Here is a 22013-nt window from a genome sequence, read left to right on the forward strand (position 1 = left end):
GCCGCGCGCCCCGAGCCCGGCGTGGGGGAACGCGGACGTCGCCAGGAACACGACGACATGCATCCGGGCTCGGCGCGGCGTGGGTGAGGGCGGGCGTCGATGGGAAGAAGACGACGACGCGCGTCCAGGCCCGGCGTGGGACGGGACGCGCGTCGCCTGCCGGTCAGCTCTTCGCGCGGACCTCGATGGCCTTGCCGGTGTCCGTGCGGAAGCCGAACGCGACGTCCTTGAGCGTCGTGTCGTCCGGCTTCGGCTTGTGGGCGTCGGTGAACATCGCGTACGAGTAGATGATGTACCGGCCGCGCTGAATGCTCGCCGCGTAGCCGCCGCCCTGGTCGATCTTGGGAGCGTCGGTGGCCTTCATCCCGCGGAACCACTTGTAGTGCTCGGCGTCCTGGGCCTTCATCGCGGCGGCCGCGGCGGCGTCGGTGGGCATCGCCGCGATCCCGGTCGTCACCGCCAGCTTCTTGTCGTCGGAGACGAAGGTCGCCCGTACGACGCGGCGGCAGTGCTGACGGGTCAGCTCCACGCTGAAGGGCCCGTTGGCGGTCAGGTTGCAGTGGTCGTTCGGGACGGTCTTCATCAGGACGAACGTGTGCCCGGCGATCTTGAGCTGCTGATCGGGGAAGACCTCGGTGACGCTGAGCGGCTTGGGGTCCTTCTTCTCGTCCCTGATGTCGATGGGCGTCGGCTTGGGTTTGGGCTTGGGCTTCGGCTTGGCCGACGTGTGGGTGGGCGTCGGAGCGGCCGGGCTGGGCGTGGGCGGCTGCTGGGCATGGGTCGGCGGAGCGGACGCCGCGTGCTCCTTCGGCGCGTCGTCGGACACCGTGGTGTAGGCGATGACGCCACCGCCGCCGAGCACGAGCGCGGCGAGCGCGCCGGCGCCGATGAGCAGCGCGCCACGTGCTCCGGCCGCGCCCGCGGCGCCACGCCAGCGTCCGCCGGGGCCGCGCGGACCGCCGGGCCCGTCGGAGGGAGGGCCGGGTTCGCCCGAGCCGATCTGGGGAGTGGGCCGGGTGGCGTCCATCTCCGGCTCCGGTTCCGGCTCCGTGGGCGCCTCGGGGATCGTGCCCGGCGGGAGGATGGCGTCGGGGGTGAGCGGGGGCATGGTGCTCTCCGCCGCGGAGAGCGGCGGCTCGCCCGCGCGTCGTGCCACGGTCAGGGCGGCACCCGTCTCCGGCTCCAGGACGTCCGTCACGGTCCTCTCGGCGGCTCCCGGGGCCGAGTCGTCGACCAGGCCCGATGAGGCCGCCGAGGCGGGTCCTGGGGGCCCTGCGGCTCCGGCGGAGGGCTCGGCCGGACGATCCGTCGTCCCCAACCACACCGTCGCGTTCGCGTTCGGATCGGGTGACGCCGGGCCGCCATCGGTCCCGTACGGGGCGCCGGGAACGTCCGTGGCCGGGCCGTACGCCGGTGCCGAGGGAGGCGGGGCGTCCGGTACGGGACCGGCCGCCGGGGGCGGAGCGCTGTAGCGGTGCTCCGGGGCGTCCGTCGGGCGGGGTGAAGACGTACCCGCCGAGCGGGGGCCGGTCGGCGGGTCGGAACGGAGGTCCGAGGGCGTCGCGGCCGTCGGTCGCTGCGGCGGGGCCGTCTCCCGGTTCTCCGCGTCGGGCGCGGGAGATCCGGGACGCGGGAGTGGCGGGGTCATGCTCTCCTCGGCGTCAGGCGTCGGGGGCGGTCCGGAACGGGCCGGGTCGCCCGGCGGCACATCGGCGGGCTGGGGGGTGACGAGGGGATCAGCCGGTGTACGACGGCCGGGCGACGCCGGCGTCGGTGGAGGCTCCGACCCTTCCGTTACGGACGGTACAAAAGTCTCGTCACGGCCAGACGTGGGTCACTAGAGTATTAGCGAGCGGTGTCCTTTATGCGGGTTTGCCAACCATTGACCGGTAGTTCAGAGCTGGTCGCAGATTGCTACCGACTGTCGCATTCTGCACGAATGCGGTCACACTCGCGTAGTCACTCTGTGTGATTTTCTTGCCGGTCGGGTACTGCACCCAGCTCATGATGAGGTAGTGGCCGTCGGGGTCGGAGGTCGTGAGCGACAGCCCCTTACCGATCTTGCTGGTGCTCCCGGCGCCCGGCAGCGGCAGGACGTACGCGTCCTTCGGGCGGGACGCCTTCTGCGCGTACTTGGCCGTGGTCGCCGTCTTGAGGTTGACCACGCCGATGGTGCCGATGAACTTGCCGTTGCTGTACGTCGCGCGCAGCACCTGGGTGCACCCGGCCTTCACGAGGGCCTTGCGGAACGTGGTGCCGTGCACGGCGCTCGCGCACTTGGGGTCCGAGCGTCGCGTGGTCAGCACGTAGGTGCGGCCGCCGGCCTTGAACTTCTTGTTCTTGAAGACTTCGGCGAGGGTGAGCGGCTTCGGGTCCGTGGCCCGGGCGGCGAGACGCTCGCCCTTCCCGGTCTCGGTCGGCGTGGGGGTGGGGGTCGCGGTCGGGGTCTTCGGGGGCGCGGCGGCGGGCTTGGACGCCGCCGTCGGCTTCGGCTCGGGGCCGCCGCCCGAGGACAGCGCGAACGCCGCTCCGCCGCCGATGACGACGACGCCCGCGGCGACCGCGGCCCCGATGATCAGGAGCTTCTTCCTGCCGCCCGGCCGCTCGTCGCCGGGTACGTCCGCGGCGGGGTCCTGGCCGTAGGCGCCTGGCATCTCGCCGTACCGGCCCGGCCCACCGGGTCCGCCCGGGGCGTTGTAGCCGCCTGGAGCGTCGAACCCGCCCGTGCCGCCGTACGGGCCCTCCGCGGGACCGCCCGGTCCGGCGTCGTAGCCGCCGGCGTCCTGGCCGAAGGACCGTGTCTCCTGCCCGTAGCCGCCCGGCTGCTCGGTGCCGTACGAGGAACCCCCGTAGGAGTTCGGGCCGCCGTACGAACCGGCGGCGTCCTCGTTCTGGGACGTGCCGGAGCCGTACGGGCGTTCGAAGAGCGAACCGCCGCGGGAGGCCTCATCCTCGGCCGGGCCGTACGGCGACTGCGGCGGCTGCGGAGGTACCCAGCCGCCGGGTTGCTGTTTATCACCCGGAAAAGCCATGACCGCGACCCTACCTGCTCATTTGCGTGTTCAGGCGGTTACTTAAAGCCGAAGTCCTGTGTCCACCACGGGCCGCCCGACCCATAAGCGACGCCGACTCCGATGGCTTTCAAGCTGCAGTTCAGAATGTTCGCCCGATGGCCGGGACTGTTCATCCAGCCTTGTACGACGGCCTCCGGGGTCGCGTAGCCCTTGGCTATGTTCTCCGCGCCGGGGTCCGCGTAGCCGGCCGCCTTGATGCGGTCCCAGGGGGTCCGTCCGTCCGGCGAATTGTGGTCGAAGTAATTCCGGTCACGCATGTCCGCCGAGTGCGCCCGGGCGGCGGTCCGCAGCCGGGTGTCGACGCGCAGGGCCGTGCAGCCGTGGGCGGCTCGCTGCTCGTTCGTGAGACGCACCACGGCGCTCTCCGCCGCCGCCGCCTTGCTCGTGCTCTTCGACGGCGTGGCGGTGGCCGTGGACCGGGTGGCGCTGGGGGTGGCGCTGCTCTTGGGCGTCTTCCGCTTCGGCGTCGGGCTCTTGGACCGGTGGGACGCCTTCGACGGGCGGGCCGACGGGCTCGGGTCGACGGAGGGGCGGACGGCCGATCCCTCGGGACTGGGGAAGACGGCGACGTCACGCGCCGGCGTGGTGGCCGGCGAAGGGGAGTGCTGCTGCGCGGCACTCCAGAGCGACCGGGCGGCGATGCCGCCGGAGACGAAGACCGCGATCGCCAGCAGCACGAATGCCTGGACGCGGCGTTTGACGCGCTTCGCGGACAGGGGATCCTCCCGGGGGGCAGCGGAGGACCAGCACTATAGGCCTACGAAGCCGGTCAAGTCCGGCGTTCTCCGATACTTCCCGGTATAGGGTGTCCAAGAGGACAGCCGTACGATCGTCGCCTCGTGACGACGGAAGACGGTCCGCGACGCTCGCTTTGCCCGCTGGCGTGCGGGCCGGTAGTCTGCTAGTTCGTTGTGTGCGTCAGCGTGCCCGTGATCGGGTCGCTCGACCCACCGGGCCTGCGGCGGCTACTAGGCCGTCCGGCGGACCCAGTCTCTGTCAGACACGAAACGAAGGCTTACGACCGTGCGCACCTACACCCCTAAGCCTGCTGACGTCCAGCGTCAGTGGCACGTCATCGACGCGACCGATGTCGTGCTGGGTCGGCTGGCCAGCCAGGTCGCAACGCTGCTTCGGGGTAAGCACAAGCCGATCTACGCCCCGCATCTCGACACGGGTGACTTCGTCATCATCGTCAACGCCGACAAGGTGGCGCTGTCGGGCAAGAAGCTCGAGCAGAAGAAGGCCTACCGCCACTCCGGTTACCCGGGTGGTCTGCGGTCCATCGCCTACTCGGACCTGATGAAGAAGAACCCCGAGCGCGCCGTGGAAAAGGCGATCAAGGGCATGCTTCCGAAGAACACGCTGGGCCGCAAGATGTTCAGCAAGGTGAAGGTCTACGCCGGCCCCGACCACCCGCACCAGGCCCAGCAGCCGGTGCCCTACGACATCAAGCAGATCGCGCAGTAACGCGCGGCATCGAAAGAGATCCAGAGGAGTACCGTGGCCGAGCCCACCGGTGTCGAGACGCCCGTTGAGGGTGCCGAGTTCGAAGAGTACGTGGGGGACTACACCACCGAGTCCCCGGAGGCCGTCGCCGACGAAGCTCCGCGCCCGGTGCTGACCGGCCCGGCCGCCGGCACCGGCCGTCGCAAGGAGGCCATCGCGCGCGTCCGCATCGTCCCGGGTTCCGGGAAGTGGACGATCAACGGTCGCTCCCTGGACACGTACTTCCCCAACAAGGTCCACCAGCAGGTCGTGAACGAGCCGTTCGTGACCCTGGGCCTCGAGGACCAGTTCGACGTCATCGCCCGCGTGAGCGGCGGCGGCGTGACCGGCCAGGCCGGTGCGCTGCGCCTCGGTATCGCGCGCGCCCTGCAGCTGGTCGACCCCGACAACCGCCCGCCGCTGAAGAAGGCCGGCTTCCTCACCCGTGACGCGCGGGCCAAGGAGCGGAAGAAGTACGGTCTCAAGAAGGCCCGTAAGGCTCCGCAGTACAGCAAGCGTTGATCGCGCCTGTCCGCCGGCCCGGCTCCGCCCTGGTGGTGGCTGCGGCTCGTGGACAGGACCTCGGCGGTCCCGCCATCCGGCGGGACCGCTGATCGCTTTTTCCCGCGGTCGCGCCTGGGCGGGCGTATCCGGACGCGACCGGTCCGTGCGTTCGATGGTGGGGTGTTGTGGTGGCGCGTCTGTTCGGGACCGACGGCGTACGTGGAGTCGCGAATCGCGACCTGACGGCTTCCCTGGCGCTCGACCTGTCGGTCGCGGCGGCCCGCGTCCTCGGCGAGGTCGGCGCGTTCGAGGGGCACCGCCCCGTCGCGGTGGTCGGCCGGGACCCGCGCGCGTCCGGTGAGTTCCTGGAGGCCGCGGTCGTGGCCGGGCTCGCCTCGGCCGGGGTCGACGTCCTCCGGCTCGGCGTGCTGCCGACGCCCGCCGTGGCGTACCTCACCCAGTCGCTCGGCGCGGACCTGGGCGTCATGCTCTCCGCGTCGCACAACCCCGCCCCCGACAACGGCATCAAGTTCTTCGGCCGGGGCGGCCACAAGCTCGCCGACGAGATCGAGGACCAGGTCGAGGCCCACCTCGGCCAGGACTGGGCCGGCCCGACCGGGCCCGGCGTCGGGCGGGTCCGCGACGCGCACGGCGAGGTCGAGAGCTACATCGCGCACCTGCTGTCGACGCTGCCCGGCTCGCTGGACGGCGTGAAGGTCGTCGTCGACTGCGCGCACGGCGCCGCCTCGGGCGTCTCCCCGGAGGCCCTGCGCCGCGCCGGCGCGACCGTGATCGCGATCGGCGCCTCGCCCGACGGCCTCAACATCAACGACGGGTACGGCTCGACGCACCTGGAGCGCCTGCAGCGCGCCGTGGTGGAGAACGCCGCGGACGCCGGCATCGCGCACGACGGCGACGCCGACCGCTGCCTCGCGGTGACCGCCTCCGGCGAGGCCATCGACGGCGACCAGATCATGGCGATCCTGGCCCTGGAGTTGCGCGACACCGGGAAGCTGCCCGGCGACACGGTCGTCGCCACCGTCATGTCCAACCTTGGTTTCAAGCTCGCCATGCGGGACCAGGGCCTCAACGTCGTCGAGACGGCGGTCGGCGACCGCTACGTCCTGGAGGCGATGAAGGCCGGCGGGTACGCCTTCGGCGGCGAGCAGTCCGGCCACGTCATCATGCTCGACCACGCCACCACCGGAGACGGCGTGCTCACCGGGCTGCACCTGCTGTCCACCATCGCCCACCGCCGTCGCCCCCTCGACGAGCTGGCGAAGGTCATGACCCGGCTCCCGCAGGTGCTGATCAACGTCAAGGGCGTGGACAAGTCCAAGGCCAAGACCTCTCCCGAACTGGCCGCCGCCGTCCAGGCCGCCGAGGCCGAGCTGGGAGACGGCGGCCGGGTGCTCATCCGCCCGAGCGGCACCGAGCCCATGGTGCGCGTCATGGTCGAGGCGCAGGCCGAGGACCAGGCCCGCGTCGTCGCCGAGCGCCTCGCCGAGGCCGTCCGCGCCGCCCTCTGATCGCGGATCGCTCGTCCTCCGACCATCGTCATCACTTTACGTGGGTGACCGATACCGCTCGTGACGGCACGGGTACGTCGATCATGACGGCCGTGCCGCCGAGCGGCGGTCACCACGAGACGAAGGTCGAGCACCCATGACATCAGTGGCGCGTGTCACCGAGATCAGCGCGATCTCGGAGTCGAGTTTCGAGGACGCCGTGAAGGTCGGCATCAGCCGGGCCGGGGAGACCCTGCGCAAGCTCAAGTCCGCCTGGATCAAGGAGATGGAGGTCCAGCTCTCCGAGAACGGGGACATCAGCGGCTACAAGGTCAACATGCTGGTCACCTTCGTCCTCGAATAGGACCTCGTACGGGTCAGGAGGCCCGAGCCGCGCGGGTGGACGCCCGCTCGGCCATGCGCCGTACGACCCCCGAGCCCGGGGAACCGCCGAGGGCGTGTGACAACGGATGGACGAGCCGGGCACCGGGCACGCGCAGTGCACCCATGAACGCGAACCTCGTCCGATCCGCCTCGGCCACCGCCGCCATTCCGCCCACCAGGAAGCGGCTCTGCATCCAGCACCATCCCGGCCTGAGCACGACGTCGAACCGCGCTCGCTGCCCGAACCGTCCCCGCGCCCGCGCCTCGAGCCGGTCCCCGTCCGCCCGGGTGACCCGCATGGCGCGGACGTCGGTGAGCAGGTGCGGGAACTCGTTCTCAAGGTCGGCGGCGACCGCCCACACCTCGTCGAAGGGCACGGCCAGCACGTCCTCGGCGTACACCGCGCCGGGGACGGTCGCCGCCATGATCCGCAGGCGGCGTACGGGATCGAGGTCGGCCTCGGGCCAGTTCGTGTCGGTCATCGCCATGCCTTCCGGAAGCTGAGCCGCGCCCTGTGCAGCCGTGACTTCACCGTCCCCGTCGATATCTCCAGCAGTTCGCCGACAGCCCGTTCCCCGTGACCCTCCAGGTCTCGGAGCATGAGGACCGCACGGTGCTCCGGTGACAGCCGGCGCAGGACGTCATGGACGTCCGCGGCCAACTGCGGGTCGCCCGGCTGCGGTACGTCGTCCAGCTCGGCGGGCCGGGTGCCCTGCGCGCGGCGCGCCATCCGTACCGCCTCCCGGATCGCGATGGACCGGGCCCAGCCGAAGACCGCGCCGGGATCGCGCAGGCCCCGGAGGCCGCGGAAGATCGCGATGAGCGCCTCCTGCGCGGCGTCCGGGCCGTCGTCCAACGCGATCGGGCCGCAGATCCGGCCGACGTACGGGGCCAGGAGGTCGAGCAGATCGTGCATCGCCATGCCGTCGCCCCGCTGTGCCGCCCGGACCAGCGCGGCGGCACGCTCCGAGTCGCCGTTCACCCGATCGGTTCCTCCACTCCGGCCGACGCGGTGGACAGCAGGCCGATCATTCCGGCGACGAGGTCGGGCCGCTCATCCGCGAGGTAGTGGCCGCCGGGGACGACGCGGACCTCGAGGTCGGTGGCGTGCCGCTCACCGCCCGCCAGCGCGTCGGGGGACATCGCGAAGTCGCTCGCGCCGAACAGGAGCGTCGTCGGCACGGTCAGCCGGAGTGTCCGGTAGGAGCCGCGAACGAGCCGGGGGATGTCCCGCAGGACGTACTGCCAGTGCAGCGCGTGGCCGGCGTGCGCCCGCTCGCGCGGCCGTACGGATTCGGTGAACTCGTCGAGCTCGGCACGTTCCCACACACCGGCGTCGGTCACCCCCTTGCGGAGGATGTACCTGGTGAACGCGGGCCAGTGCCGCAGCACCGCGCCGCCGAGCATCGGGTACTCCCACAGGATCGTGTACCACATCCGCCACGCGTGCCGGATGAGGCGCCGGTGCTCCGGCCATGGATGGATCATGCCGAGCGCCAGGAACCGGTCGAAGCGTTCCGGCGCTCGGAGACAGGCCATGAAGCCGACCCACGCCCCCCACTCATGGCCGACCAGGAGCGGCCGGTCCAGACCCAGCGCGGTCATGAGCGCGAGCACGTCGTCCACCCGGGTGTCGGTGTCATAGCCCCGCTCGGGCGCCTCGGACCACCCGAATCCCCGGAAGTCGGGCATGACCAGCCGATGGTGGCCGGGGAGCAGCGCCACCACGTGCCGCCACGCGTACCAGTGCTGCGGGAACCCGTGGAGGAACAGGACCGGCGTTCCATCCGCGGGGCCCGCCTCGGCCACGTGGAAGCGCACTCCGTTCGCCTCGACGAACCGGTGCGTCACTCCCTCGACCTGCGGCATCTCTCGCATCCGCGCTCTCCTCCCTACGGCCGCCGACCCGATGAGCCGGCTCTCATCCATAGGGAGGAGCCCATTCGCCGGAACGTTCCCGGCGATTCGCACGAGATCGCCGGCGGACGGGCACCGGCCCGCTAATCCGTGCCGGTGATGGAGAGGGTGCGGAGCTTCCAGCCGGCGTAGGCGACGCCGAGGACGGTGACGGCGATCAGCAGCGGCACCGCGGTGGCCGAGCCGACGTCCGCCTTGACCGCGGTCGCGTTGGTCACCATGTCGGCGACGCTGATGCCCCACTGGCGGATCGACAGGGTCTTGGCGCCCGAGGCGTACCGGGCGATGAGGTTCTCCCAGACCAGGGCGTAGATCAGGCCGATCGTCACCGCGAACCGGCTGAGCACCGCGATGGCGAGGAAGAGCGCGCAGTAGGCGACGCCGGCGACCAGCGCGCCGATCGCGAACCCGGTCGCCAGGCCCGCGGTCAGCCCGGTCATGATGACACCCGCGACGAACATCGGCACGACGCCGAAGGCGACCACGAGGACGACCGCGACCACGTACTTCGTCGTGGAGATCACCGGACGCGCGATCGGCTTGGTCATGATGTACATGATCTGGCCGTCGTCGATCTCCGGGCCGATCACGCCGGTGCCCGCGAGCAGCGCGAGCAGCGGCAGCAGCGCCCCGAGCCCGAACTGCGTGAGCAGCATCGTGGCGTTGTCCAGGTCGGCGTGCCCGCTGACCCGCAGGCCGATGCTGAGCGCGAGCAGCAGGGCGGGCAGGAGGAACAGCAGCAGGATCCGCCGCCTGCTCAGCATGGCGCGGAACGTGATGGAAGCGATGACAGTGTTCATGACGCCACCAGGTAGGAGAAGACGCTCTCGAGGGACTCGTCGGCGGGGGCGACCTCCCACAGCCGGATGTCCGCCTGCCGGGCCACCTGCGGCAGCACGAGGGAGAACCGCTGGAAGTCGACGGCCTCCACCTCCAGGCCGCCGGAGGTCAGTTCGACTCCGCGCGTCGACGGGTCGGCGATGAGCGCGGCCGCCAGGCGCCGGTCATCGCTGGACCGGACCACGAACATGTGCGGCCGGTCGGTCATCAGCCGACGGATGGCGCGGAAGTCGCCGGAGGCGGCGTGCCGCCCGGCGACCACGACCTCGATGTGGTGCGCGAGCCGCTCGACCTCCTCGAGGATGTGCGAGCTGAACAGCACCGTACGGCCCTCGGCGGCCATCTTCCGGATCAGGTCCATCAAGTGCAGCCGCTGGCGCGGGTCCATCCCGTTGAACGGCTCGTCGAGCAGCAGCACCGGTGGGTCGTGGACCAGCGCGGAGGCCATCTTGACCCGCTGCTTCATGCCCTTGGAGTAGTTGCCGATGATCCGGTCGGCCGGGTCGACCATCTCCACCATGGCGAGGGCGCGTTCGGCGGCGGCCTCGGGGTTCGGCAGGCGGTGCAGCTTGGCCATCGCGCGGACGAACTGGCGGCCGGTGAGGAAGTCGTACGCGGTCTCCCGCTCGGGCACCAGCCCGATCTGCCGGTACACCGACGGGTTCTTCCAGATGCGCTGCCCGTCGATGGTCACCTGTCCGCTGGAGGGGGCGAGGAAGCCGCCCATCATGTGGATCAGGGTGGACTTGCCGGCGCCGTTCGGCCCGAGCAGGCCGGTGACGCCGGGGCCGATCGTCATGCTGACGCCGTTGACGGCGACGACGTTGCCGTACCACCGGGAGACGTCCTGGATCTCGAGCCGGCTCACTTGGCGCCCGCCTTCCGGAAGCGCAGGTACAGGATCGCGGCGGAACCGACGATGAGGGCGGCGCACACGAGGGTGAACACCGGTCCACCGAGGCCCGGGGGCGGTGGTTCGGGCGCGGCCTGCTTCGCGCGCAGCGCCCAGACCTGCACGCCGTCGATGAGGTTGAACGGGGCGAACATGCCCGCCCACTGGGCGACCCCGAACTGCGTCTGGTTCTCGGCGATGCCCTGGATGGCGGCGACCGCCGTGGTGCTGAGCAGGTAGACCGCCATGACCGCGGTGACGCCGAACCCACGGCGGGGCGTGAACGCGGCCACGACCAGGCCGAGGCCGGCGAGCACCAGGGCGTAGAGCAGGCACCCGACGAGGGCGGCGAGCCAGTGCGCGGTGTGCGTGCCGAGGTGCGGCTGCTTCGTGACGAGCGCGCCGATGAACAGGATCGTCACCGGCGTCGCCAGCAGGATGACCAGCGCGGTCGCGAACGCGCCGTACTTGGCCAGCACGTAGTCGAGGCGGCTCAGCGGCCGGGAGAAGTACAGCGGCGTCACGTGGAACCGCAGGTCGCGGGAGGCGATCACGGGTGCCTGCGCTGCCAGGAAGATGGCGATCAGCGGCTGCAGGTAGGTGGCGTAGGCGGAGTAGCGGATGAGGTCGATGCTCCGCCCGCCCGCGAGCTGGGCGGCGATCGCCGTGATCGCCACGCTGATCGCCGCCGGCAGCAGCATGATGGCGAACAGCAGGAACGGCATGATCTTGGCCTTGACCGGCCGGCCCAGGCCGTACGCCGCGCGCAGGTTGTGGACGAACAGGGACCGGACGGCGTACGCCCGGCCGAGACGCTTGCCGTCGTAGTGCCGGTATCCGATGTCGTGGATGACGCTCGTCACGTCGAGAACACCTCTTCGATGCGGTGGCGGCGGTTCTCCATGCGGACGAGCGCCAGGCCGAGGTCGGCGACCGAGTCGCGTACGACGTCGTAGGTGGTCTCGCCGGCGATGTCGACGAGCAGCAGGCGGCCGTCCGGGCGGACGTGCAGCCCGGTCCGTGCCAGGTGCTCGCCGAGGCGGTCCATCTCCTCCTCGACCTCGACCGCCAGCACGCCGCTGGCCTGGGTGAACGCCGAGACCGCCTGCGACCGCAGGAGCCGCCCGCCGTCGATGATCACCAGGTGGTCGGCGACGCGTTCGAGCTCGCCGAGCAGGTGGGAGGTGACGAGGACGCTGATGCCGAACTGGCCGCCGATCCGCCGGACCAGGGCGAGCATCTCGTCGCGACCGGCGGGGTCGAGCCCGTTGGTGGGCTCGTCGAGGAAGACGAGCTTCGGGTCGTGGACGAGGGCCTGGGCGAGCTTGACGCGCTGCCGCATACCGGTCGAGTAGCCGCCGATCGGGCGGTACCGCTCCTCGTACAGGCCGACGTGGCGCAGGGTGTCGGCGGCGCGCTCGCGGGCGGCGGTGGCCGGCAGGCCGGAGATCCGGGCGACGTGCACGATGAACTCGGTGGCCGACACGTCCGGCGGCAGGCAGTCGTGCTCGGGCATGTAGCCGACCAGCTCACGGATCTTCATGGACTCGCGAGCCGTGTCGAGGCCGAGCACCTGGGCCTGCCCGCTCGTGGGTTCGAGGAGGCCGAGCAGGATCTTGATGAGCGTCGACTTGCCCGCGCCGTTGGCTCCGACGAGCCCGACGACACCGGGTTCGACGTCGACCGTCAGCTGATCCAACGCGAGCACGCCGGGGAACCGCATGGACAGCCCCCGCGTGGCGATGATGGACATGATCCGAACCTAGTGGAGCGACGGTGCGCCCGTCGTCACTCTTCGGCACTACGCTTCGCCCCCCTTTGGGATGACTGCGCGTGCCTTCCGGATGATGCCCGGTAGTCCGATGGCGGACGCGCGGTCGGCGCGTCCGCCCATCGGGCGGTGCTCAGCCGGCGGGTGATGCTCAGCCGGCGGCGGCGATGCCGGGAGGCGCGGCGGCGAGGGCCGCCTTGATCGCGTCGATGAGCGCCAGCGCCGACTCCTCGGTGAGCTCCACCGCGATCCGCGCTCCCGGGCCGAGCTCCGGCGCGGTGAAGTCGATGTTGACGGTGTGCTCGAAGGGCGCGTGGAACGGGTGGTCGACGTACACGGCGGCCTGCGTCAGCGGGAACCAGCCGTCGGGCCCCTTGCCGCTGCCCGCCATCGCGACCAGCTCAGTGACGTAGGTGCACATCTCAGGCCCCCAGGTAGCGGTCGAACCAGCCGAAGACGCGCTGCCAGCCGTCGTTCGCGGCCTGCGGCCGGTAGTTCGGCCGGTCGACGGCGAAGAACGCGTGGCCGGCGCCCTCGTACACGTGGAAGTCGTACGTCTTGCCGTGCTTCTTCAGCGCCTCCTCCAGCTCCTTGACCTGGTCGGGGGAGGGGTACTGGTCCTCGGCGCCGAACAGGCCGAGCAGCGGGCAGGAAAGGTCCGGGGTGCGGTCGACGATGGGCCGCACCGCCATCGGGAATTTCTCGGGCACCTCGCCGACGACGAAGGCGCCGTAGCAGTCCACCGCCGCGTCGAGCTCGAGTGAGCAGGCGGCCAGGAACGACTGGCGCCCACCGGAGCAGTACCCGATCGTGCCGACCTTGCCGTTCGAGGAGGCCAGGCTCCTGAGGTAGCGGACGGCGGCGTCGACGTCGCCGACGAGCCGCTCGTCCGGCACGCCGCCCGCCGCGCGGGAGGCGGCCGCCGCGTCGTCCGGGGAGGCGCCGGGCGCGTCCCGGTAGTGCAGGTTCGGCATGATCGCCGTGTAGCCGTGCGCGGCGAGCTTGCGCACGATCTCTTTGCTCGGCTCGTCGTAGCCGGGCATGTGGTGGATCACCACCACGCCTCCGTACGGGCCCGGTCCGAGGGGCCGGGCGAGGTACGCCTCGATCGGGTCGTCGCTGTGGCCGGTCAGCGGGATCGTTTCGGCCATCATCGCGTCGTACATGGTTAGCAAGGCTACCGATTCCCGGTGCCGCCGGATGGGGTCACTGGAGCCCGCGGACTTCCGCGCCGTCGCCCGTCCCCGCAGGCCAAATCGCCAGATTTCGTGATCGTCAGATATGGCAGCATTCATCCGTCAAACCTGGGCAAAAAGCCAGCAAAAATGAGGTGAGGATCATGCTGTCGTGGCGCGTACGGACGATGTCGCTCGTGATCCCGGCGGTGCTCGCCGCCGGATGCTCGGCCAATGGGGTCCAACCGACCGGCGGAGGAGGCTCGGCACCCCACGCGACGAAGGGCGACGAGGCGACCGCCCGGAAAGAGCTGAGCCAGGTCAAGGTCGCGGTACCGGATCCGATGACGGGATACAGCCGGGACAAGTACGGACCCGCCTGGAAGGACGAAGACCACAACGGCTGTGACACGCGGAACGACATCCTCGCCCGCGACCTGACCCACGTGAAGAAGCGCGACAAGTGCGTCGTCATCTCCGGTGAGCTGCAGGACCCGTACGCCGGCAAGGACATCGACTTCACCAAGGCGCACGCCTCCGAGGTGCAGATCGACCACATCTTCCCGCTCGCCCTGGCGTGGCGGATGGGCGCCCACGAGTGGGCCACGGACAAGCGCGCGCAACTGGCCAACGACCCCGGCAACCTGCTCGCCGTCTGGGGCCGCCCGAACATGCAGAAGAGCGACAAGGGGCCGGCGGAGTGGAAGCCCCAGAAGTCGTTCCAGTGCACCTACGCCGAGAAGTTCATCGGGGTGGCGCACACCTACCGGCTGTCCGTGACCCGTGCGGACCGTACGGCGCTGCTGTCGATGCTCGACGCCTGCTGACCGCGACCGGTCGTTCCGATCCTCCGGAGCCGTGACATTCGTACCGGTCCACCGTGGATCGATGGATCTGCCGGACGCATCCCCGTTCCCGCGAAGCTTGTGGCAACAACGAAGCCGAGCGAAGGAACGAAGATGGCACAGATCGTCACGGCCGACCGGCCCGCCGCGAAGGGGACGGGCACCGCGCCGGCGGACCGCTCGCAGGCGGCGGACCGGTCCACGGGTCGGCAACTGGCCCGCAACCTCACGCCGCTGGTGGTCGACGTCGCCATCCCCACGGGCGGGTACTACCTGCTGCACAAGGGTCTGGGCGTGGACGTGGTCACCTCGCTGGCGCTCAGCGGCGTGGTCCCGGCGGTGCACACGGTCGTCGACGCGGTCCGCCACCGCGTGTTCAACGGCCTGGCAGGCCTGATGCTGGCGGTCAACGTCGTCGGGATCGTGCTCAGCTTCGTGACCGGCGACGCCCGGCTGATGCTGGCCAAGGACTCTGGCGTGAGCAGTGTGATCGGCCTCGGCATCCTGATCTCCGCCTTCCGCGGCCGCCCGCTGATGTCGGCCGGCCTCAAGCCCTTCATGACCAAGGGCGACCCCGCGAGGATCGCCGCGTGGGACCGGCTGTCCGCCGGGTCCGCGGCGTTCCACCGCCTCGAACGGCGGTTCACCGTCATCTGGGGCCTGGCCCTCCTCGGCGAGTGCGCCGCCCGCCTGGTCGGCGCGTTCACCCTGCCCATCGACACGATGGCCTGGTTGTCGACCGTCATCCTGCTCGGCGCGATCGCCGTCGGCATCGTCGTCGGCGGAACCGCCAGCGGACCGATGGAGAAGCTCGTCGCCGCCGAGACCGAGTCCTGACCCCGAAGGGAAGACGACCATGCGCGCCAAGGGCATCAACTACGACACCGGTTTCCACCCCGGCGGGGAGAACAGCCGGAAGACCTTCGACTCCGACGTCGTACGGCGGGAGATGCGGATCATCGCCGACGACCTGCACTGCACCGCCGTGCGGATCTCCGGGGGCGACCCCGAACGGCTGACCGTCGCCGCCGAGCACGCCGCCGCCGCCGGGCTGGAGGTCTGGTTCGCCCCATTCCCCTGCGAACTGACGGCGGAGCAGATGCTGCCGCTCTTCACCGACTGCGCCGAACGGGCCGAGGACATCCGGCGCGGCGGCACCGAGGCCGTCCTCGTCACCGGCTGCGAGGTCAGCCTCTTCGCGGCCGGCTTCATCCCCGGCGACGACGTGTACGCCCGGATCGACGCGCTCGTCTCCGGCGACCCCGCCGTGTACGCGACGATGCGCGAGGTCCCCGCCCGGGTGAACGCCTTCTTCGCCGAGACGGTGGCGGCGGCCCGCAAGCGGTTCGGCGGCCGGATCACGTACGCCGCCGGGCCCTGGGAGGACATCGACTGGACCCCATTCGACCTGGTCGGCGTCGACGCCTACCGCGCCGCCGAGAACGCCGGCCGCTACGTCGAGGAGCTCCGCGCGCACTTCCGGCACGGCAAGCCGGTCGCGGTCACCGAGTTCGGCTGCTGCACCTACCGCGGCGCCGCCGCCCGCGGCGGCACCGGCTGGATGATCGCCGACCGTGACTCGGACCCGCCCCGCCTGGACGGCGTCTACGTACGCGACGAGGCCGAGCAGGCGGCCTATATGCGCGAACTACTGCAGATCTTCGAGCGGGAGGGCGTCGACAGCGCCTTCTGGTTCACCTTCGCCGGCTACGGCCTGCCGCACCGCGCCGGCGACCCGATCCACGACCTCGACCTGGCCTCGTACGGCGTCGTCAAGGTGCTGGAGACCGGCCACGGAACGGCCTACCCCGACCTGACCTGGGAACCGAAGGAGTCCTTCCACACCCTTGCCGCCGCCTACGCCGACTGAGGCGACCGCTACCGTGTCACCTCGGTAGGACGAGATGGGAAGGTGCGGGGATGACGGTCTGCATGCTGGCCCGGGCGTTCGTGAACGCCGAGGGGGAGTACGGAAATCCGGCCCTCGTCGTCATCGAGCCCGACGGCGCGTCCGTGACCGCGGACGAGCGCCAGGCCCTGGCGACCCGACTGGGAATCCCCGCGACCGTCTTCGTCCGAGACGACGCCCGCGGCGTCGTGGCCATCCACGGGTCGTACGGTCAGGCGATCCGCTTCGGCGGTCACCCCCTGCTCGCCACGGTCGAGGTCCTCCACCGGCTCGGCTCCCCGGTCACCGAACTCGTTCCGGAGGCCGGACCGGTCGCCTGCCGCCGCGACCAGGACGGCACCGTCTGGATCACCGCCCCGGCGGCGTGGTCCAAGCCTTGGCGTCACCTGGAGATGGACCGGCCCGAGACGATCGACGCGCTCGCCGGACTCCCGGAGGGCGAGGACTTCACCCAGGTCTGGGCCTGGCTGGACCGTACGGCCGGTCGCGTACGCGCCCGGCTGTGGGCACCCCGGATCGGCAAGGGCGAGGACGAGGCGTGCGGCAGCGCCTCGATGCTGCTCACCCTCAAGCTGGGCCGCCCACTCGAGGTCGTCCACGGTCGGCACGGCGCCATCATCCGGACCGACCCGATCGACGACGTCCGCGTCGAACTGGGCGGACGCTGCGTCGTCGATCCCCCCGCTCCTGAGCTCACCGCCCAGATCACCGACTTCTACGCGACGGCGAGCGCCTGAGCGAACTCCGACGATCGGCCTGAATGCAGGTCACCGAGTTCCACGAGACGGCGGGTGAACCTCATGGCGCCAGGGCGGAGTGCCCTCCTTTTTCGGGCCGGCTCCTGACGGGAGACGAATTCTCCGCTGAGTGGACGGCGCGTGATGAGACGACGAGGCCCTGGGCCGGGGCGGTCAGGTGGATGGTTCGGTGCTGTCGGTCACGAAGTCGCGGAGTAGAGGGAACGCCGTCCCGGGGGCCTCGCGGAAGACGCCGTGACCGGTGTCCGGGAGGACGTGCAGGCGGACGGGTGCGTTGGTGATCGCCTCGGTGAGGCGGCGGGCGGCCGGTTCGGTGGCCACCGGGTCGTCCGCGCCGGTGAGGACGAGCGTCGGACAGGTCAGCCGGTCGAGCCGGTCCCAGGGATCGAACCGCGCGGCGAGGACGTGCCTGAAGTGTTCGAGGACGTCGTGGTTCCACTGGATCCGGGCCAGCCGGTCGGCGGCGTCCGGGTCGCCGCCGGACTTCCGGGAGTACAGCGGAAGACAGACGCTCTCCCACGCCGCACGGATCTCGTCGCCGCTCTCGCCGGCCCAGTAGCGGCGGGCCACCTCGCGCGCCTCGGCGCCGCCGAGACGTTCGAACACGGCCAGCCGCTCCTCGGTGGGGCCCGGCATCACGCTGTCGAGGACCAGCTTGGAGACGCGTTCCGGGTGACGTAGGGCCGCCGTCAGGGCGACCCACCCGCCGCTGGACGTGCCCACCAGGGTCGGGTCGACGATGCCGAGGGCGTCGCAGAAGTCGACGACGTCGTCCGCCCACCGGTCCCACGTCCAGGACCCGGGACCGGCCCGGTCGGACCGGCCGCTGCCCCGCTGATCCAGGTACACCACCTGGGCGAACTCGGTGGCCGCGCCGAACCCTGGCTTGAACACCGAGTGGTCGGCGCCAGGGCCGCCGTGCAGCACGACGATCGTCGGTCGCTCCACCATGGTCGCCCCGTCCGGGACGAGCTGACACCCGTCAACGTCGAAATAGAGAACGACGTCATTCACGCGGACCCGCACCGCCCCATTGTGGGGGAATCCGGGACCCGCGAACTGGCCGACATCGGTCCTTGCCGTCTCTGTTGACGGCGGAAAACCGGCGAACCGGACACCCTGCCGTCCCCTCCGGCGACAATGAGGCAACGGCGACTACACAGCAGGTGCTGGCGCCTGAGTATGTGCACGTCAGCAAGGACGACTTTCCGAACGCTCGGCGGCGGCAGGCGCGGCAGATGCGGCTCGTGGAGGAGGCCCTGGCGGAGGGTTTGAGCGTCGCCGTCGACAACACCAACCCCTCGCCTGAGGAGTGGTGGCCGCTGGCCGAGGCCGCGCGGCGGCACGGGGCGAAGGTGGTCGGTTACTGGTTCCCGCCCGACGTCGCCGGTTCGCTGCGCCGCAACGCCTCGCGTACCGGGAGGAATCGAGTGCCCGACGTCGGTGTCTTCGCCACCCTGAAACGTCTGCGCCGTCCGCGGCCGTCAGACGGCTTCGACGAGCTGTACGAGGTCCGGATCGACGGCGCGGGCGGATTCGGTGAGGTCAGGGGGGTGCTGAGCACGGGCCGTTCGGAGTGCCTGGCGGGGTGATCAACCGCGGGGCAGGGAAATGACGAACCGCCCGGCCGCGTCGATGACGATGTCTCCGTCAGCCGTACGGGCCAGGCGTCGGGCAAGTGCGAGCCCGAGTCCGACGCCGTCGTGACCGTCGTCGGGGTTGGCGCGTCGGCCCGGTTCGAACACTGCGTTACGGAGCTCCACCGGTACGCCGGGACCGTCATCGGTGATGATGATCTCCACGTTGGCAGTGCACTCCACTGTGATCTGGTTCCGCGCGTAGCGGCGGGCATTGCTCAGCAGGGGCACGAGGATGCGTTCGACCAGGTTCGCGGGTACCCCAGCCATCACGTCGTTACCGGCTACGACGATCGGCGGCCCCTCCGTGCTGCGCTCGGCCACGTCACGGGCCAGGTGGAGCAGCGAGCATCGGCCCCGGACCTGATCGGTGGGGATGGTGAGCAGGGATTCACAGATCCGCTGCATGGTGGCCGCGCTCGCCGCGATCGCTTGATGTGAGGCGTCTCGTTCAGCGACGGTGCGGTTTCGCGCGATCAGCCAGTCGATCTCTGCGGTGATCTGGGCCAGCGGGGTCCGTAGTTCGTGTGAGAGTTCAGCGGTGAGCTGTTGTTCGTGGCGCAGGACGGCGGAGAGCCGATCGAGTAGCTGATCTAGGTTGCTCGCCAGCCCGGCGAGTTCGGCAGGACGGTGTTCCGAGCCGAACCGGTGATGGGTTCCGTGCTCTCCCCATTGCGTGGCCTGCTCGCTCATCTGTGCTACCGGCCGGAGGGCACCGCGAACGACCGCGCGAGTCAGCGGGTAGACGCCGAAGAGCAACAGCAGGGCGAGGATCGCGGAACCGGCGAGCACCAGACGGGCCAGGTCGCTGTAGGGGTCAAGATCAACCGCGCTGACCACCGTGCCCACCCGCCGGCCTTCGGACGTCACCGGCAGCGAGTAAACCCTCCAGGCGTACGGCGTCTTGGTGTCCATGAAGGTCTTGCGCTGCCCGGCCATGCGGTCCGCGCTCGCCTGCAGCCCCTTGGGCGCTCTTGGGCGCTCGATGGCTGTGTGACCCTGGTAGATCCAGACTCCGACGTCCAAAGCGCGGTCGTCGGAGGGTTCCAGCACTTGGATATGGCCGTCCGGCCAGGTCTGGAGGGTCGCTGCCACGGCCGCCGCCCGGGTCCGCAGTAGGTCATCGGCCTGTCTACGCAGCTGCGTGTGAAGCGCCAGGTTGAAGACCACGGTGAGCAGCGTGACCCAGATCGCCGTCGTGGCCAGCGCGAGCAGAGCGAGGCGACCGCGCAGAGTCGCCGGCGTGAGGCCCCTCATGCGAATCGGTAGCCGACGCCGCGTATGGTGCTGATGCCCCGCTCACACCCGGCTTCATGGAGCTTACGGCGCAGGCGCCTCAGGTACTGGTCGAGGGTGTTGTCACTGACCTGGGCGCCTTCGGGCCAGGCCGAGCGCACCAGGGCATGGCGCCGGACGACCGCGCCGGGGTCTGCCATCAAGGAGGCCAGTAGCCGGAACTCGGTGGGTGTGAGGGGCATCTGTGTGCCGTCCGGGGTCTTCAGGACGTGTGCGACCGGGTCCAGCCGCAGCCCGTCGACCTCGGTGGCCGCCTCGCGACCGGCTCTGCGTAGCACCGCACGGACTCTGGCGGCGAGTTCGGCCAGGTGGAAGGGCTTGGCGAGATAGTCGTCGCCGCCTGCGGAGAAGCCCGAAAGCCGGGACGTGAGGCCGTCACGAGCGGTCAGGAAGATGACCGGCATGTCCAGCCCGGCAGCGCGCATGGCCTGACAGACGTCCCTGCCATCGGAGTCGGGCAACCCGATGTCAAGCACGACTGCGTCGATCTGGTCATCAATCGTCCGCAGCGCGCCTGCTCCGTCCGCGGCTGTCAACACCTCGAACTGCTCCTCGCGCAGGCCCCGGGCGAGAACGTCACGAAGTCCGTGGTCGTCCTCGACGACCAGGACGCGGTGAATGGTCACACGGTCAGGTTACGGACCTTCCCGTAACCTGAGCCCACCTGCCTGCCGAAGCGTTCAGGTTGTGTTCAGGCACGCCGTGCCAGCCTTCCCCGATGACAACAACTCAGCAGATCCGGATGGGCGAACCGACCGGCCGGCAGATGCTCAACAAGGTGCCTGAGGTCACGGTCTGGTTCTGGATCATCAAGATCCTCTGCACGACCGTCGGTGAGAGTTTCGCCGACTACATCAACACCACGCTGGGCTTCGGCCTGACCAACACCATGCTGTTGTTCACCGCGGTATTCGCGGTCGTGCTAACGGTCCAGTTCCGTACCAAGCGCTACAGCCCGTTCCCGTACTGGCTGACCGTCGTGGTGGTCAGTGTCACCGGCACGCTGTATACCGACATGCTCACCGATGAGCAACACGTCCCGCTGTGGTTGAGCTCGACGGTGTTCTCGGTCCTGCTGGCCCTCGTCTTCGGAGTCTGGTGGCTGCGCGAGCGGACCCTGTCGATCCACAGCATCACGACCTTCCCGCGTGAGGCGTTCTACTGGCTGACCGTCCTGGTGACGTTCGCGCTGGGCACCGCCACCGGTGACTGGACGCTGGAGCTGACCAACTGGACACCCGCGCAGTCGGTGTTCCTGCCGCTGGGCCTCATCGCGTCGATCACCGCCCTGTGGAAGTTCGGCGCCAACCCGGTCCTTTCGTTCTGGCTGGCCTACATCCTCACCCGACCGCTCGGCGCCAACATCGGTGACTGGCTCGCCTCCCCGAAGGTCGCGGCCAACCCCGGCGACCCGGTCGGACTCGGCCTGGGCACCTTCATCACGAGCCTGATCTTCCTCGGCGCCATCCTGGCGACGGTCATCTACCTGTCGATCAGCCGCAGCGACGTCGCCGAGACCTACGAGGCGACCCACGCGCCGTCGGCCACCGCCAACGCGCGCAAGGAGCGCATCGCGCTGGGAGCCTTCGGCGTGATCGCCGCCGGCACCGCCGCGCTGATGGTCTGGGCCCACAACCAGCCCCACGTCACCTGCGACCCGACCGGTCAGAGCGAGACGATGCCGGCCTGCCCGAAGCCGGCCCTGACCGGCGACCAGACGACCGCCGCAGTGGCGAAGTACGAGAACCTCGCCCAGACGGCGATCACCCAGGACCGGGCCGGGAAGGCCGCGGCCTCCCACGCCACCGTGCAGAAGATGCGCGATGACTGGGACGCCGACGCCACCTCGCTGCAGGCGGTCAACAAGAAGACCTGGACCCTGCTCGACAACCAGATGGACGCGGTCCTCAAGACGTACGCCATCGACCACGGCCACATCAAGCCGGCCCCAGCCGCCAAGCAGGAGAAGCAGCTCAAGGTCCTGCTGGCCGACTTCAAGAGCCACCGCTTCTGAATGG

At 70.3% G+C, this 22013-nt stretch carries 25 protein-coding genes; 10 read left to right on the forward strand and 15 right to left on the reverse strand.

The window, feature by feature from the left end:
• Positions 1-163 precede the first annotated feature (163 nt).
• The 3 genes from ABD978_RS11530 to ABD978_RS11540 form a co-directional block, all read right to left on the reverse strand.
• Entirely contained in the window at positions 164-1198 is a 1035-nt protein-coding gene (locus ABD978_RS11530; protein WP_345352800.1) for a hypothetical protein, read from the reverse strand.
• A 664-nt stretch (positions 1199-1862) separates the two neighbouring features.
• A complete protein-coding gene (locus ABD978_RS11535; protein ID WP_345352803.1) occupies positions 1863-3032 on the reverse strand; it encodes a hypothetical protein in 1170 nt (389 codons plus the stop codon).
• Positions 3033-3070: 38 nt separating this feature from the next.
• Positions 3071-3751, reverse strand: coding sequence for a CAP domain-containing protein (locus ABD978_RS11540; RefSeq protein ID WP_345352806.1), 681 nt, complete (start codon positions 3749-3751; stop codon positions 3071-3073).
• Positions 3752-4097: 346 nt separating this feature from the next.
• On the opposite strand from ABD978_RS11540, the gene rplM reads away from it, so the two are divergent.
• The 4 genes from rplM to ABD978_RS11560 all read left to right on the forward strand — a co-directional run bounded on the left by rplM (position 4098) and on the right by ABD978_RS11560 (position 6935).
• Positions 4098-4541, forward strand: a complete 444-nt coding sequence (gene rplM, locus ABD978_RS11545; protein WP_345352809.1) for a 50S ribosomal protein L13 — start codon at positions 4098-4100, stop codon at positions 4539-4541.
• Positions 4542-4574: 33 nt separating this feature from the next.
• Positions 4575-5081: a 30S ribosomal protein S9 gene (gene rpsI, locus ABD978_RS11550; RefSeq protein WP_345352812.1), complete on the forward strand. Its 507-nt coding sequence runs from the start codon at positions 4575-4577 to the stop codon at positions 5079-5081.
• Positions 5082-5251: 170 nt separating this feature from the next.
• Positions 5252-6592: a phosphoglucosamine mutase gene (gene glmM / locus ABD978_RS11555; RefSeq protein WP_345352815.1), complete on the forward strand. Its 1341-nt coding sequence runs from the start codon at positions 5252-5254 to the stop codon at positions 6590-6592.
• A gap of 136 nt (positions 6593-6728) precedes the next feature.
• Positions 6729-6935, forward strand: a complete 207-nt coding sequence (locus tag ABD978_RS11560) for a dodecin family protein (protein ID WP_345352818.1) — start codon at positions 6729-6731, stop codon at positions 6933-6935.
• A 13-nt stretch (positions 6936-6948) separates the two neighbouring features.
• Here ABD978_RS11560 and ABD978_RS11565 read toward each other — a convergent pair whose 3' ends face one another.
• The 9 genes from ABD978_RS11565 to ABD978_RS11605 form a co-directional block, all read right to left on the reverse strand.
• Positions 6949-7437 (reverse strand): hypothetical protein, encoded by a 489-nt coding sequence (locus ABD978_RS11565; protein ID WP_345352821.1) that lies wholly within the window; start codon positions 7435-7437, stop codon positions 6949-6951.
• Positions 7434-7937: an RNA polymerase sigma factor gene (locus ABD978_RS11570; RefSeq protein WP_345352824.1), complete on the reverse strand. Its 504-nt coding sequence runs from the start codon at positions 7935-7937 to the stop codon at positions 7434-7436. Before ABD978_RS11570 ends, ABD978_RS11565 begins: the two co-directional genes overlap by 4 nt.
• Positions 7934-8833 carry an alpha/beta fold hydrolase gene (locus ABD978_RS11575; protein WP_345352827.1) on the reverse strand — a complete coding sequence of 300 codons (900 nt, stop codon included), beginning with the start codon at positions 8831-8833 and terminating at the stop codon, positions 7934-7936. The genes ABD978_RS11570 and ABD978_RS11575 overlap by 4 nt, the downstream gene beginning before the upstream one ends.
• A 122-nt stretch (positions 8834-8955) precedes the next feature.
• Positions 8956-9672 carry an ABC transporter permease gene (locus ABD978_RS11580; RefSeq protein ID WP_345352830.1) on the reverse strand — a complete coding sequence of 239 codons (717 nt, stop codon included), beginning with the start codon at positions 9670-9672 and terminating at the stop codon, positions 8956-8958.
• The gene (locus tag ABD978_RS11585; RefSeq protein WP_345352833.1) at positions 9669-10580 is read right to left on the reverse strand and encodes an ABC transporter ATP-binding protein; all 912 of its coding nucleotides are present in this window, start codon (positions 10578-10580) and stop codon (positions 9669-9671) included. The genes ABD978_RS11580 and ABD978_RS11585 overlap by 4 nt, the downstream gene beginning before the upstream one ends.
• Entirely contained in the window at positions 10577-11467 is an 891-nt protein-coding gene (locus ABD978_RS11590; protein ID WP_345352836.1) for an ABC transporter permease, read from the reverse strand. Before ABD978_RS11590 ends, ABD978_RS11585 begins: the two co-directional genes overlap by 4 nt.
• Entirely contained in the window at positions 11464-12357 is an 894-nt protein-coding gene (locus tag ABD978_RS11595; protein ID WP_345352839.1) for an ABC transporter ATP-binding protein, read from the reverse strand. Before ABD978_RS11595 ends, ABD978_RS11590 begins: the two co-directional genes overlap by 4 nt.
• A 169-nt stretch (positions 12358-12526) precedes the next feature.
• The gene (locus ABD978_RS11600) at positions 12527-12796 is read right to left on the reverse strand and encodes a DUF6295 family protein (protein WP_345352842.1); all 270 of its coding nucleotides are present in this window, start codon (positions 12794-12796) and stop codon (positions 12527-12529) included.
• A 1-nt stretch (position 12797) separates the two neighbouring features.
• Complete coding sequence (locus ABD978_RS11605; RefSeq protein ID WP_345352845.1) at positions 12798-13541, reverse strand: dienelactone hydrolase family protein; 744 nt, start codon at positions 13539-13541, stop codon at positions 12798-12800.
• A 173-nt stretch (positions 13542-13714) separates the two neighbouring features.
• Between ABD978_RS11605 and ABD978_RS11610 the strand changes: the two genes are divergently transcribed.
• From ABD978_RS11610 to ABD978_RS11625, 4 genes are all read left to right on the forward strand, one after another.
• Complete coding sequence (locus tag ABD978_RS11610) at positions 13715-14377, forward strand: HNH endonuclease family protein (protein ID WP_345352848.1); 663 nt, start codon at positions 13715-13717, stop codon at positions 14375-14377.
• Positions 14378-14509: 132 nt separating this feature from the next.
• Complete coding sequence (locus tag ABD978_RS11615; protein ID WP_345352851.1) at positions 14510-15232, forward strand: VC0807 family protein; 723 nt, start codon at positions 14510-14512, stop codon at positions 15230-15232.
• Positions 15233-15251: 19 nt separating this feature from the next.
• Positions 15252-16265, forward strand: a complete 1014-nt coding sequence (locus ABD978_RS11620; RefSeq protein ID WP_345352854.1) for a glycoside hydrolase family 113 protein — start codon at positions 15252-15254, stop codon at positions 16263-16265.
• A gap of 50 nt (positions 16266-16315) precedes the next feature.
• Complete coding sequence (locus ABD978_RS11625; RefSeq protein ID WP_345352857.1) at positions 16316-17041, forward strand: PhzF family phenazine biosynthesis protein; 726 nt, start codon at positions 16316-16318, stop codon at positions 17039-17041.
• 174 nt (positions 17042-17215) lie between these two features.
• On the opposite strand, the gene ABD978_RS11630 is transcribed toward ABD978_RS11625, so the two are convergent.
• Positions 17216-18013 (reverse strand): alpha/beta fold hydrolase, encoded by a 798-nt coding sequence (locus ABD978_RS11630; RefSeq protein WP_345352860.1) that lies wholly within the window; start codon positions 18011-18013, stop codon positions 17216-17218.
• 215 nt (positions 18014-18228) lie between these two features.
• On the opposite strand from ABD978_RS11630, the gene ABD978_RS11635 reads away from it, so the two are divergent.
• A complete protein-coding gene (locus ABD978_RS11635; protein ID WP_345352863.1) occupies positions 18229-18654 on the forward strand; it encodes an AAA family ATPase in 426 nt (141 codons plus the stop codon).
• Here ABD978_RS11635 and ABD978_RS11640 read toward each other — a convergent pair whose 3' ends face one another.
• The gene (locus ABD978_RS11640) at positions 18655-19956 is read right to left on the reverse strand and encodes a sensor histidine kinase (protein WP_345352866.1); all 1302 of its coding nucleotides are present in this window, start codon (positions 19954-19956) and stop codon (positions 18655-18657) included.
• Positions 19953-20621 carry a response regulator transcription factor gene (locus ABD978_RS11645; protein ID WP_345352869.1) on the reverse strand — a complete coding sequence of 223 codons (669 nt, stop codon included), beginning with the start codon at positions 20619-20621 and terminating at the stop codon, positions 19953-19955. The genes ABD978_RS11640 and ABD978_RS11645 overlap by 4 nt, the downstream gene beginning before the upstream one ends.
• Before the next feature lie 92 nt (positions 20622-20713).
• On the opposite strand from ABD978_RS11645, the gene ABD978_RS11650 reads away from it, so the two are divergent.
• The gene (locus ABD978_RS11650) at positions 20714-22009 is read left to right on the forward strand and encodes a COG4705 family protein (RefSeq protein ID WP_345352872.1); all 1296 of its coding nucleotides are present in this window, start codon (positions 20714-20716) and stop codon (positions 22007-22009) included.
• The last annotated feature ends 4 nt before the right edge of the window (positions 22010-22013 follow it).

Source organism: Actinoallomurus liliacearum (genome assembly GCF_039542035.1).
In the GTDB taxonomy this organism is placed as follows: Bacteria; Actinomycetota; Actinomycetes; order Streptosporangiales; family Streptosporangiaceae; genus Actinoallomurus; species Actinoallomurus liliacearum.